The organism is Parvibaculum sp. (assembly GCF_019635935.1).
Taxonomy (GTDB): Bacteria; Pseudomonadota; Alphaproteobacteria; order Parvibaculales; family Parvibaculaceae; genus Parvibaculum.
Genome location: NZ_JAHBYN010000001.1, coordinates 671,611 through 684,124, shown reverse-complemented (window position 1 = coordinate 684,124; position 12,514 = coordinate 671,611). Strand labels below are relative to the sequence as shown.

Genomic DNA, 12,514 nt, shown 5'->3' with positions numbered 1-12,514 from the left:
GCCGGAAGCGGCGTCCGGGTGGGCCGGTGGGGTTATACCCATATTGCGCCGCATTAAAGCGCGGCGGATCATAACGGCATAGGGCCAAGGCAACAACCCGCTAACAAGAATGTAAGCGAGGAGCTTTCCGGGCCTTGATTCAGGCTTCAGTTCAGGCGTCCCCGGGGCGTTGCAGTCTCTTCGCCGGGGTCCGGCGCCGCGCCCGACTGGTGATGGACGAGCAGCCATCCATCGCCGCTACGGACGAAAATGTTGGTCGCCAGCAGATAGTCCGGGCCGATGCGTTCGTAGCAAATGACGATGCCGGTGTCGCCGTGAAGATTGGCGCGCGCGTGCAGGCATTCGATGTTGGGGCTTGCAGGGCCGGTCAGGATCGCATGCCAGCTTTGCAGCACCGCATCGCGCCCCTCGACGGGCGGCCAGCCCGGATGCAGGCAGGTCACCTGTTCGGCATCGGCCCAGAGCGCGCCCATCAGCGTCACGTCGCGTCCGGCAAAGGCGCGATAAAAGGTCTCGTTGGCGAAAAGCAGGGCGGCGCGGTCGCGTTCGGTTGACATGCATTTGCCGGAGCTTGGGGGCCGGAGCCCAGTCTAGCAGGCTTTCAGAGCCCGGCGAGCATCGCGACACCGTTTCCGTGGCCGGCCAGAAGCACGGCATAGGCTGCGGTCAGCCCGACAAGGTTCGAAGCAAAGACCGCGACCAGCCACAGGCCGAGCGGCGAGGCCAGCCGGAACTGCGGGTTGCGCCAGACGAGCCAGGCGAGAAGCGGCGTCCAGCACAGCGCAAGGCTGAGCGCCACCATGCCGCTGCCGAGCGCCGCGGCGACCAGCGCCAGATTGGCCAGCCAGACCGCCAGCACGGCGCGGGCCGCGAAATGGCGGAAGAAAAAGAACACCGCTAGCGAATTGACGAGGATCAGCCAGCCGAGAAAGGCGGGTGGCAGGGCGGGGTCGGCAATGAGGCGCCCCATCCACTTCATGCCGACGCTCCCCCGGGACCGGACTGACCAAATGATATAATTCGGTCATTCTGGTCATTTTTGGGGCAGGCGGCAAGTCACATCGCCGCGAGCGCGCTCAGCCGAAGCGGCGCTTCAGCCAGTCGGCCATCAGCGCGTTCAGCTCGGTGGGCTTTTCGGACTGGGTCCAGTGGCCGCAATCGGCAATGACGTGCTTTTCGAGGTCGGGGATGTGGTTTTCCATGCCGGCCGTCATTTCGGGCCGGAGCACGATGTCGTCGGCGGCCGAAATCATCAGGCAGGGGACGTCGATCTTTTCGGTCTGGCCCTCGGTCAGTTGCCAGTTGCGCGTGAAGTTGCGGTACCAGTTGATGCCGCCCTCAAAGCCCGATTTCTCGAAGGCCCTGGTGTAGTAGTCGAGTTCCTCGGCGTTCAGCAGTTGCGTGCCGAGCCAGGTGCTTTCGTCGGCATCGAAGCTCTTCAGGAAGGAGAAGTTCTTCTGGTCTGCCGGAAGGGCATCGAAATCGGCGAGCTTCATCGCGCTCTTGCGGTACCAGAAGCGCATCGAGCGCGCGACATCGGCATCGAAGATCTTTTCCGCGACGCCGAATTTCTGGAAATAGACGATGTACATGTCCTCGCCGAAGACCATGCGCATGCCGGCAATTGGGTCGACGGGACCGCGCGGAATGAAGGGCGTGTTGACGCCGATGACGCCGGCGACGCGCGCGGGATGACGCAGCGCCATCTGCCAGGTCACCATGCCGCCCCAGTCATGTCCGGCAAAGACCGCCTTGTCGATGTCGAGCGCGTCGAGCATCCCCGCCAGATCGTCCGTCAGATGGGCGATGTCGTAGAGCGGCACCGCATCCTCTCCCTTCGGGCCGCCGGTGTTGCCATAGCCGCGCTGGTCCGGCGCGATGGCGCGGAAACCGGCGTCGGCAATCGCCGGAATCTGGTGGCGCCACGAATAGCCGAGTTCCGGAAAGCCGTGGCACATCACGACCGCCACGCCGTCCTTCGGTCCCTGTTCGTAGACGGCCATCCTGATGCCGTTGGTGTCGACGTAATGCGGCTCAGGAAATTTCATGGCCGTGCCCTCCCGGTTTTGCGGATTGTCGGTTTGATTTTTATGCGGCTTTCAGGCGCTCGACATCGGCGGTCGGCGAGAGACCCAGCACCTTCATCATCTCGTCGCGGTCCGGCCCGAGCTTCGGCGGATAGTAGTCGGCATTGCGCCTTTTGCCGCGCGCCCAGGTGGCGAGGATCTTCGTGATGTTGCGCGGATCGCGCAGCCACAGGTTCGGACGATCGACCATGTGGAAGGCGCGCATGAAGTTACGCAGCAGTTCGATGTCGCCGCGTATCGCCGGTATAATCGCGTCTTCGGCGAAACTCTTGATGACGCGCGCCTTCACGCCCGGCTTGTAGTCGGGGTCGATGGCATTGCGCGCCCGTCTTGTGGCCGCAAGGTCCTGCTTCACCATATCATCATAGTACTGACGAAGATCGAGTGCGAGGCGCTTGTGATAATAGGCGGCGCGGGCGGCGGGGTCCTTGCGGTCCAGCGCATCGCGCAGCGCCTCGGCGGCGATGGCCGCGAAGGAACAGCCGCGCCCATAGAGCGGATTGGTGCGGATGACGCTGTCGCCGATCGGGAAGAAGCCGAGCACGCGCGGCTGCCCGTTTTCTGTCATGTGGCGCCAGCGGCTCACCAGTTCGCCCATGCCGAAAACGCGGCTGACGGGCTTGGATGTTTCCGCCGACGTCCAGCGCGCGATGCCCGGCAATTGCGCGCAGATGGCGTCGAAGATCTCGGGACGCACGACGGCCTTGCGCATCTCGATTTCGATTTCCGGCACCGCCAGCGTGATCGAGAAGCAGCCATTGTCGGCCGGGAAGACGCCGTATTTGATGAAGCCGAGATCGCCGGCGCCCGGCACCTTGCCGCGCTCGGGTTCGGCGGTGCCGTCGTGCAGCCGGTAGTGGCGGGTGAAATAGAGGATGCCGGCGCGCTCGTTTTCTTCCGAGATGCCGGCGCCGGCTTCGTTGAGCCATTCGATCATCTGGCTGTTCTTGCCGGCGGCATCGATGACGATATCGGCCGGCCAGTCGCGCCGTTCGCCGTTCTGCTCCACCGTGACGCCGGTGACGCGCAGCTTGCCGCCTGCACGATCTGTCAGGATGCCGCGCACCAGCGCGCCGGTCTCGAAATGGATGCCGGGCTGGCGGGCCGCGTAGCGGCGCATCACCAGTTCCAGCGTCGTGCGGCGGCTGGTCAGGATCGTCATGTCCTCGTCGCCGGGTGCAGGCACATAGCGCGCGCGCATCGCCGGCGAGAGATTGTCGGCGAAGTTGATCTCGCGGCAGCCGGCGGCGAGCAGGTCTTTCATCAGCTCGGGATAGTTGTCGCGGATCAGCATGTGCAGCCGCGCCAGAAAGGCATGGCTGTGGCGCAGATGGCCGACGCCCTTGCGCTCCCAGCGTTCGAAGGCCTCGTCGGCCGTGCTGTCGGGCGGGGGCGGATCGCGCTCCAGCACGGTCACGTCCTTGCCCGCGCGGGCCAGCGCCAGCACGGTCGACAGACCGGCAATACCGCCGCCAACCACCAGAATTCGTTCGCCCATACGCTCGCCTCCGCCTCGACTCTTGGCCCCGGGCAGAAAATAGACCGCAGTCTACTTTATTACAAGGGGCGGCGGCTCAGCTTCCGTTTTTCATGGTCCAGGCCGAGAGCGCAAGTGCCAGCCAACCGGCCAGAAAGGCGATGCCGCCAATGGGCGTCACCAGCACCAGCGCGCGGCTGCCGGTGAGGCCGAGATAATAAAGCGAGCCGGAAAAAAGGATCGTGCCGAGAAGAAAGGCCCAGCCTGCGGCTTGCGCAAAGTTGCCGCCGCCTTGCGATGCCGCCCAAGCGACCGCGAGCAGCGCCAGCGCGTGATACATCTGGTAGCGCGCGCCGGTTTCGAAAGCGGCGATTTCCGCCGGACCGACACGCGCCTGCAGTCCATGCGCCGCGAAGGCGCCAAGCGCCACCGAGACGAGACCGCTCAGCGCGCCGATGGTCAGCCAGAGCCGCATGTGAATTTCCTCCGCCAGTATGCCTGCCGCCGGAGCATCGGCGAAAGCGGCGCGGGACGCAATGCGGTTCAGCGTCCGGCCTGCATCAGCGCCGCGATGCCGGCATCGCGCGTGATGACCGGCTCATACCCGAGGTCGCGCCGCGCCTTGTCGATTTTCAGTGTGCAGTTGCGCGACAGCAGCGCCGCGGTGTGCGGGTCGATCGGCGGCGGCGTCCGGCGCAGCGTCAGGCGCCAGATGAAATCGAGAAGTCCCGCCGCGCCGCGCGCGAGCCAGCCCGGCATGTTCTTGTCGGGCAGTTGAAGGCCGATAGTCGCGGCCATCTTCGTCATCATGTCGCGGAACGAAATCGGATCGCCGCCATCGGTGATGAAATAGGCCTCGCCGCCCTTGCCTTGTGTCAGTGCGAGCTTGATCGCATGCACCACATTGTCGACATGCACCGTATCGGTGAGCGCGCGGCCCTTGTCGATCCAGGTGAAGCGGCCGGCCTTGACCATGGCCTTCAGCGCCGGCAGCAAGGTCTGGTCGCCCGGTCCCCAGATGAAGCGCGGGCGCAGCACGATGGTTGTGAAATCATCCGCATTCGCCGCCCGCACCGCGCGTTCGGCCAGCGCCTTGCTGCGCGGATAGGGGAGCGGCGAAGAGAAGGCCATCGGCGCGGTCTCGTCGAGATCGTTCATCGCCTGGCCGTAAAAGAGCGCCGCCTCGGTGCCGATATGGACGTAGCGTTTGACGCCCGCCTTCTTCGCCGCCGTCAGCAGGCGTTCGGTGCCCTTGACGTTGATCTCGATGAATTCCTTCATCGGGCCCCAGGTTTCGACCTTGGCCGCGCAATGCACCACCGCATCGACACCGCGCAGCATCGCCGCGTCGATGCTTTTCAGGTCGCCGCGCACCGGCGTCGCGCCGAGCGCCTTGATGGTTGCGTCGGATTTTTCCGAGCGCGACAGCGCCAGCACTTCATTGTCGCGCGCAAGCGTCCGCGCCGCAGCGCCGCCGACAAAGCCCGACGCGCCGGTGATGAAAATTTTCATGATTGCCCCTTTGTGTGGTGTTTCCTCACGCGGACGCCACGCAACAATTTCGGGTCATATGGTGAATTGAAGATCGAGAACAAGGCCGATGGATGCAAGTCACGCGGTCGTGAACTATGCTCGTCGCGATATTCCACATGATCGGGAGGCTGAACATGTCCGAGCCCTACCGGAAATGGGTCTGCGCGACCTGCGGTTTCATCTACGACGAAGCCGAGGGCTGGCCCGACGACGGGATCGCCCCCGGCACGCGCTGGAAGGATGTCCCCGAAGACTGGGTCTGTCCCGATTGCGGCACGCCGAAAGCCGATTTCGACATGGAAGAAATCTGAGCGGCGGCGCTTCCGCTGCGTCACGGCGCATGGGGTGGCGTTGACCCTTGCCGTGCGCGCCGTCATTCTGGCCGGAAAGCAATCAAGAACAAATCCGGCCGTCGAAGCCGGAGCGCAGGGAGGCCAGCAACATGCTCACCAAGGCGGACGATTTTCCGATCCACCAGACACCGGAGCCGATTGCGTTTTCGGGCACCGACCGCAATTTCTACGACCGCTATTTCTTCAACGGCTACACGCGCGAGGGCGAGGTGTTTTTCGCCGCCGCGCTCGGCGTCTATCCGCATCTCAACATCATGGACGCGTCGTTCTGCGTCATCGTCGACGGCGTACAGCGCAACATCCATGCTTCGCGCTTCCTCAACATGGAACGCATGGACACGCATGTCGGGCCGATCTCCATCGAGGTCGTCGAGCCGCTGCAATGCCTGCGGGTGCGCGTCGCCGACAATGAATATGGCATCACGGCGGATCTGACGTTTCACGGCCGCGCGCCGGCGCTGAAGGAACCGCGCTTCACGCGCCGCAACGGACCGCGTCTGATGATGGATGTGACGCGGATGACGCAGAACGGCGACTGGGAAGGCTGGATCGAGGTCAAGGACACGCGCATCGAAGTCACCCGCGACGCCTTTGTCGGCACACGCGACCGTTCATGGGGCGTGCGCCCCGTCGGCGCGCAGGACGCGCAGCCGATGGTGCCGCCGATGCCGTTCCAGTTCTATTGGCTCTGGGCGCCGCTGAATTTCGAGGACCGCATCACGCTGTTCCACGTCAATGACGACGCGCATGGCGAGCCGTGGAACATTTCCGGCGTCATGTGTCCGCTGGGCCGCGACGCGAAGCCGGAGGAAATGGACCGGGTGCGGTCGGAAGTGCAGTTCGTTTCCGGCTCGCGGCATGCGAAATCGGCCTCGATCTTTTTCGAGAACCACAAGGGCGACAAGACCCGTATCGACCTTACGGCGAAGTGGAATTTCTACATGATGGGTCTCGGCTATGCGCACCCGGAATGGAGCCACGGTGCGCACAAAGGCGACAATGCGCTCGGTTACGAGGAATTCAGACTTGCCGATATCAAGGACTACGCGCCGCCGCATCTGCACATCCAGGCCTTCGTCAAGGCCGAGATGACGTTGCCCGATGGCACGACCCGCGAGGGCGCCGGCATTCTCGAGCAGCTCATTGTCGGTCCGCATGCGCCGTCGGGATTCAAAGACATTCTCGATCCGGCGAAATGACGATGGACGATCTCGCACCCCGCATCGCCGCCTATCTCGCGCACAAGATGCCGCAGGCCTCGAAAATCGAGGTCAGCGGCGTTTCGCGCATTCATGGCGGCGCCAGCCGCGAGACCTTCCGGCTCAGCGCCAGTTGGAGCGAAGGCGGCAAAAGCAAAACGCGCCCGCTCATTCTGCGCCGCGATCCTGTGGCGAGCCTGATCGAGACCGAGCGCGACATCGAATACAATGCCTATCGCGCCTTTCATCCGACCGGACTGCCGGTGCCGGAGCCGCTTTATCTCGAAACCGATCTCAAATGGCTCGACCGTCCATTTTTCATCATGGAGCAGATCGAGGGCTGTTCGGCGGCGTCGCCCTTCAACGCCGAGCCCTACGGTCCGCTTGCCGAAACGCTGGGGCGTCAGTTCTGGACGCATCTCGGGCGAATCGCCGCGGCCGATCCGAAAGCGATCGGCTTCGACGCCAATATGGGCGACATCGCGCCCGCCGATTGCTGGAAGCGCGAACTCGACAAGTGGGAAAAGGTGATCGACGAGGACGAGCTTGCGCCGCAGCCGGTGGCGCGCGCCGCCATCCGCTGGCTTCGCCGCAATCCGCCGCCGCCACCGCCGAAAATCTCCGTCGTGCATGGAGACTACCGCACCGGCAATTTCCTGTTCAATCCGGAAGGTCATATCCGCGCCATCCTCGATTGGGAGATGTGCCATCTCGGCGATCCGCTCGAAGATGTCGCCTGGGCGGCCGATCCGCTCTGGGCGTTTCAGCGGCCGGACAGGCCCGGCGGCATGATCGGCCGCGCGGAAGCGTTTGCGATCTGGGAGAAGGAAAGCGGCCTCAAGGTCGATGCCGAACGCCTGCGCTGGTGGGAGGTCTTCAATTCGCTGAAGGGGCTCGCGATCTGGATTTCGGCCGGCAAGGAATACCAGACCGGCGCCAACCGCGATCCGGTGCTGGCTTTTTCGAGCTGGTACTGCACCGATGTTCACAACCGCGTGCTGGCCAGACGCCTCGCGGAACTGTCGCGGGAGGCACGCCAATGAAACCCGATGTCGATCAGGTGATGCAGGGCTTCTTCGGCACGCTGCTGATGGATGTCGCGCCGCATCTCAATGCCGAATACTCGATGGGCAATGTCGGCATCATGGGCATGATGATGTTCATGACGGCGGAAGAGCACGACCGCGCGGCCGAAATCCGCGTCGCCGAAAATACCGAAATGCGGGCGCTGTTCGGCGAGGCCGCGCGCGTCGTCGACGACGCCGGCCTGAAGGCGCGGCTCGGCGAAGCGGCGGGTTCGCGCGACGCCTCGTTGCGCATCAAGGCGCTCGACCAGGCCAATGCGGCGCTCGGCGGACTTCTGGTCGACCTGCAAACACATGTCGAGGCGTCGAAGGCGCCTTGGGCCGGGCCGCTCGAGGCCCGCATCTGGGACTATCTCGTGGCCGCCACCGAGCGGCGGAAGCTGCCCTTCCCGTCATTGGGGTAGGGCGGCAGCGCGCCCTGCGCGAATCCCGCTTCCCGCCGCCCGGTCCGGCGCGCTATGAGTGTGCGGTCCCACCGGAACCCCGCGCATCATGTCGCTCTCCGTCCGCCTGTCGATTTTCTACGGCTCGCTCTGCTTCTTCGGCGGCATCAACATGCCGTTCTTTCCGGTCTGGCTGAAATCGAAAGGGCTCGGACCTGAAGACATCGCGCTGGTGCTCGCCGCCACGATGTTTCTGCGCATCGTGTCGGGACCGGTCTTCGCCTTCGTCGCCGACCGTTGGGAAAACCGGCGCGGCGTTGCGATCGCGCTTTCCTGGGCTTCGCTCGCTACCGTCTCGCTCTTTTTGCTGACCGACAGCTTCTGGCCGATCTTCATCGTCGCGGCGCTGCTGATGTCGCTCTGGCCGTCGGTGACGCCGCTGCTTGAATCGATTGCGATGCGCGCGACGCAGGAGCAGGGCGTCGATTACGGCCGTGTGCGGCTCTGGTGTTCGATCACCTTCATCATCGCGGCGACGGGCGGCGGCTGGCTGCTCGAATGGAACCCGCCCTCGATCGTCATTCTCTGCATGATCGGTTCGATCGCCATCGGCCTTGCCGGCGCGCATCTGCTGGTCAAGGAACGTCCGAAGAAGCAGCGCAAGCGGCGTCCTGGCGGGCAGCTTCAGGCGTCGCTCGCCATCGCGCGGCACCCGATCTTTTTTGTCGGCCTTCTGGCGGCGAGCCTCGTGCAATCGACCCATGCCGTTTACTACGCTTTCGGCACGCTCAACTGGCTGCGCCTCGGCTATGGCGAAAACCTGATCGGCATTCTCTGGGCGGTCGGCATCGTCGCCGAAATCATCCTTTTCGCCTTCTCGGCGCGGGTGCTGAAACGCTTCAGCGCCGCCTCGTTGCTCGCCATCGCCGCGGGCGCCGCGATCCTGCGCTGGACCTTCACCGCCTTCGACCCGCCGCTTTGGGCATTATTCGGGCTGCAAATTCTTCATGCGCTGACCTTTTGCGCGGCGCATCTCGGGGCCATGTATTTCGTGGCCGCCGCCGCGCCGAAGTCGCTGGCGGCGACCGCCCAGGGCCTTTACGGCGCGCTGTCTTCTGGCGTTATCATGGGGGTGATGACGCTGATTGCCGGTCCGGTCTATCAGGCCTATGGACCCCATGCCTATCTGCTGTCGGCAGCGGCCGGCGTGCTGGGGCTTGCGGGCGCGCTCTATGTTGCGGCACGCTGGAACGGCGGCGCGCTGGTCGAGGAAACCGAGGACGACGAGGAAGATGACAATCGAGATTACCCCAAACCGGTCCGCCCTGGGTGCTGAGGTTCGCGGCGTCGATCTGTCGAAGTCGCTGACGGCCGATGAGTTCACGGCGATCCAGCAGGCCTGGTACGACCATATTGTGCTGCTGTTTCGCGGGCAGAAGCTTTCCGACGACGACCTGATCCGCTTCTCGCGGCATTTCGGCGAACTCGACATCGCGCCCGCCAGCGCCACCGACATGGCTGGCGCGCAGGAAAAGTCGCGGCCGGAAATCTGGATCATCTCCAACGTCGTCGAGAACGGCAAACCCATCGGTGCGCTCGGCGACAAGGAAGCCGAGTGGCACACCGACATGTCCTATGTCGCGGCGCCGCCGATGGCGAGCGTTCTCTATTCGCTGGAAATTCCGAAGACCGGCGGCGACACGAGTTTCGCCAATATGTACAAGGCGCTCGAAGCGCTGCCGGACGATCTGCGCGCTGCCATCGAGGGCCGCACCTGCAATCACGATGCGAGCACCACCAGCGTCGGCGAGTTGCGCGCCGGCGCCGATGCGGTCGTGGATGTGCGCACCGCGCCCGGCGCGAAACACCCCGCCATCCGCACACATCCCGCGACCGGCGGCAAGGCGCTTTATCTCGGCCGCCGTCTCAACGGCTATCTTGAGGGATACACGGTCGAGGAAAGCGAGAAGCTGCTCGACCTCTTGTGGACGCATTGTGCGAAACCGGAATTTTCATGGACGCATCGATGGGCAGTCGGCGACATGCTGATCTGGGACAATCGCTGCGCCATTCACCGCCGCGACGGTTTCGACGGGCGCGAGCGCCGCGTCATGCACCGCACGCAGATCAAGGGCGACGCGCCGCGCTGACATCGGCCAGCGCGACCTTGCGTCAAATTTCCTCCGATTGACTTTGCGCGCGGATGCGCCAGTTTCTGCTGCAAAAGCATTGTCTGTTGGAGGAAATCTCATGCGCGCGCTGGTGCTCGAAAACGGTTTCGGGATCGAAAATCTGAACCTAAAGGAGCGCGACGTTCCGAAGGCGGGGCCGGGACAGGTCGTGCTGAAGATGAAGGCCGGCTCGCTCAACTATCGCGATCTCGCCACCGTCACCTTCGGCGGCAATCCGAAGCTGCTGCCGCTGGTGCCGTTGTCGGACGGTTGCGGCGAGGTGATCGAGGTGGGCGAGGGTGTCACGCGCCTGAAAAAAGGCGACCGCGTCGCGCCGAGCTTTTTCCAGGGCTGGATTTCCGGCGGGCCCGTCGCCGAGCTTCTCGGCGCCACGGCGCTTGGCAGCCCGATCGACGGTTGCGCGCAGGAATATATGGTGCTTTCCGCCGAGGGTATGTCGAAGGCGCCATCGAACCTGTCGGATGCCGAAGTTGCCTGTCTCCCTTGTGCGGCGCTGACCGCCTGGCGGGCGCTTGTGGTCGAGGGCAACATCAAGGCCGGCGACACGGTGCTGGTGCAGGGGACCGGCGGCGTTTCGATTTTCGCGCTGCAATTCGCCAAGACGATGGGCGCGCGCGTCATTGTGACGTCCTCGTCGGACGAGAAGATCGAACGGGCGAAGAAGCTCGGCGCCGACGACGCGATCAACTACAAGGCAACGCCGAACTGGGAAATGGAAGCGCGCAAGCTCACCGGCGGGCGTGGCGTCGATCACGTGGTCGAGGTCGGCGGCGCCGACACTTTCCCGCGCTCGATCACGGCGGCCCGCGTCGGCGGGCATATCGCCGTCATCGGCATTCTCACCGGCCTTACCAAGGATGTGAATGTCGCGGCGATCTTCGCGCAGAACCTCAAGATCAGCGGCATCACGGTCGGCAGCCGCACGCAGTTCGAGGAAATGTCGCGCGCCATCGAGCAGAACGACATCCACCCGGTCATCGACAAAAGCTTCCCGCTGGCGCAAGCGCAAGAGGCGTTCCGGCTGATGCAGGGCGCCTCGCATTTCGGCAAGATCGTGTTGAACATCTGAGGGCGTTCAGCCCCAGAGTTCCCGTTCCGCCGGATGAACGGTGCTGCCTTCGTAGCGCAGGCCCGGCGCGCGGTCTTTTGCCAGCAACAGCGGCCCGTCGAGATCGACATAATCTGCCTGTTGCGCGATCAGCATGGCCGGCGCCATGGCGAGCGATGTCGCCACCATGCAGCCCACCATCACCCGCAATTCGCGCCGCTTCGCGCAGCGCACCACCGACAGCGCCTCTGTCAGCCCGCCGGTCTTGTCGAGTTTGACGTTGATGAAATCGTAGAGGCCGGCGAGCCGTTTGATGCCTTCAAGCCCGTGCGCGCTTTCGTCGGCGCAGAGCGGCACGGGCGAGCCGAGCCCGCGCAACGCCTCATCTTCCTTTGCCGGCAGCGGCTGTTCGATCAGCGCGACGCCGAGCCGCGCCAGTTCGCGCGCCATCGGCAGCACGTCGTCCGCCTGCCAGCCTTCATTGGCATCGACGATCAGCGTTGCGCTCGGCGCGCCGTCGCGCACCGCCTCGACGCGGGCGATGTCGTCCGGCCCGCCGCCGAGTTTCAGTTTCAGCAGCGGACGGTTCGCGTTTTCGCGCGCCGCCTCGCGCATGGCGTCAGGCGCGGCGAGGCTCAGCGTATAGGCGGTGGTCACAGGTCCCGGTTCGGCGAGGCCTGCGAGCTTCCAGACCGGACACTGCGCCTGCCGGGCCTCAAGGTCCCACATTGCGCAGTCGATGGCGTTGCGCGCCGCGCCGCGCGGCATCGCGCGTTGCAGTTCCTCGCGCGTCAGCCCGTCGGAAATCCGGGGTTGTAGCGCGCGGATCGCGGCCAGCGTGTCCTTTTCACTTTCGCCGTATCGCGCATAAGGCACACATTCGCCGCGCCCGGTCACGCCGTTTTCGCGCAGCTTCACGACGATGACGCGGGCTTCGGTCTTCGAGCCGCGCGAAATCGTGAAGGCGCCGGCGATCGGCCAGGATTCGATGTCGGCGTCGATTTCGCGCATGGAAAGGGGTGGCCTCGTTGCCCGCTGGAATCGGAGCGCGATCATGGCGCGCGGGCGCGCCGCCGCCAAGCCCCGTATTGGGACGGGCCAGGGCGCTTCTCGGAAAAGTGGAATCCGGTTTTCCGAAAAGAAGCGCGACCAAACAA

Annotated in this window: 14 protein-coding genes; 7 read left to right on the top strand and 7 right to left on the bottom strand. The window is 64.6% G+C overall.

Annotated elements, in window-relative coordinates; translation table 11 throughout:
* Positions 1-146 precede the first annotated feature (146 nt).
* The 6 genes from KF719_RS03565 to KF719_RS03540 form a co-directional block, all read right to left on the bottom strand.
* The gene (locus KF719_RS03565) at positions 147-557 is read right to left on the bottom strand and encodes a nuclear transport factor 2 family protein (RefSeq protein WP_293507151.1); all 411 of its coding nucleotides are present in this window, start codon (positions 555-557) and stop codon (positions 147-149) included.
* A gap of 44 nt (positions 558-601) precedes the next feature.
* Complete coding sequence (locus KF719_RS03560; protein ID WP_293507149.1) at positions 602-979, bottom strand: hypothetical protein; 378 nt, start codon at positions 977-979, stop codon at positions 602-604.
* Between the two features lie 97 nt (positions 980-1,076).
* Positions 1,077-2,048 carry an alpha/beta hydrolase gene (locus KF719_RS03555; RefSeq protein WP_293507147.1) on the bottom strand — a complete coding sequence of 324 codons (972 nt, stop codon included), beginning with the start codon at positions 2,046-2,048 and terminating at the stop codon, positions 1,077-1,079.
* Between the two features lie 40 nt (positions 2,049-2,088).
* Positions 2,089-3,585 (bottom strand): FAD-dependent oxidoreductase, encoded by a 1,497-nt coding sequence (locus tag KF719_RS03550; protein WP_293507145.1) that lies wholly within the window; start codon positions 3,583-3,585, stop codon positions 2,089-2,091.
* A 76-nt stretch (positions 3,586-3,661) separates the two neighbouring features.
* On the bottom strand, positions 3,662-4,039 hold the full coding sequence (locus tag KF719_RS03545) for a DUF423 domain-containing protein (RefSeq protein ID WP_293507143.1): 378 nt from the start codon (positions 4,037-4,039) through the stop codon (positions 3,662-3,664).
* Between the two features lie 68 nt (positions 4,040-4,107).
* Positions 4,108-5,076, bottom strand: coding sequence for an NAD-dependent epimerase/dehydratase family protein (locus KF719_RS03540; protein ID WP_293507141.1), 969 nt, complete (start codon positions 5,074-5,076; stop codon positions 4,108-4,110).
* 155 nt (positions 5,077-5,231) lie between these two features.
* Between KF719_RS03540 and KF719_RS03535 the strand changes: the two genes are divergently transcribed.
* From KF719_RS03535 to KF719_RS03505, 7 genes are all read left to right on the top strand, one after another.
* A complete protein-coding gene (locus tag KF719_RS03535) occupies positions 5,232-5,408 on the top strand; it encodes a rubredoxin (RefSeq protein ID WP_293507140.1) in 177 nt (58 codons plus the stop codon).
* Positions 5,409-5,539: 131 nt separating this feature from the next.
* Positions 5,540-6,649 carry a hypothetical protein gene (locus KF719_RS03530; protein WP_293507139.1) on the top strand — a complete coding sequence of 370 codons (1,110 nt, stop codon included), beginning with the start codon at positions 5,540-5,542 and terminating at the stop codon, positions 6,647-6,649.
* Between the two features lie 2 nt (positions 6,650-6,651).
* A complete protein-coding gene (locus KF719_RS03525; protein WP_293507138.1) occupies positions 6,652-7,692 on the top strand; it encodes a phosphotransferase family protein in 1,041 nt (346 codons plus the stop codon).
* Positions 7,689-8,138: a hypothetical protein gene (locus tag KF719_RS03520; protein ID WP_293507136.1), complete on the top strand. Its 450-nt coding sequence runs from the start codon at positions 7,689-7,691 to the stop codon at positions 8,136-8,138. Before KF719_RS03525 ends, KF719_RS03520 begins: the two co-directional genes overlap by 4 nt.
* Positions 8,139-8,226: 88 nt before the next feature.
* Positions 8,227-9,453, top strand: a complete 1,227-nt coding sequence (locus KF719_RS03515) for an MFS transporter (protein ID WP_293507134.1) — start codon at positions 8,227-8,229, stop codon at positions 9,451-9,453.
* Positions 9,410-10,267 carry a TauD/TfdA family dioxygenase gene (locus KF719_RS03510; protein WP_293507132.1) on the top strand — a complete coding sequence of 286 codons (858 nt, stop codon included), beginning with the start codon at positions 9,410-9,412 and terminating at the stop codon, positions 10,265-10,267. The genes KF719_RS03515 and KF719_RS03510 overlap by 44 nt, the downstream gene beginning before the upstream one ends.
* Positions 10,268-10,367: 100 nt before the next feature.
* Entirely contained in the window at positions 10,368-11,378 is a 1,011-nt protein-coding gene (locus KF719_RS03505; RefSeq protein WP_293507130.1) for an NAD(P)-dependent alcohol dehydrogenase, read from the top strand.
* Between the two features lie 6 nt (positions 11,379-11,384).
* Here KF719_RS03505 and dgcA read toward each other — a convergent pair whose 3' ends face one another.
* Positions 11,385-12,368 carry an N-acetyl-D-Glu racemase DgcA gene (gene dgcA, locus KF719_RS03500; RefSeq protein WP_293507129.1) on the bottom strand — a complete coding sequence of 328 codons (984 nt, stop codon included), beginning with the start codon at positions 12,366-12,368 and terminating at the stop codon, positions 11,385-11,387.
* Positions 12,369-12,514: the final 146 nt, after the last annotated feature.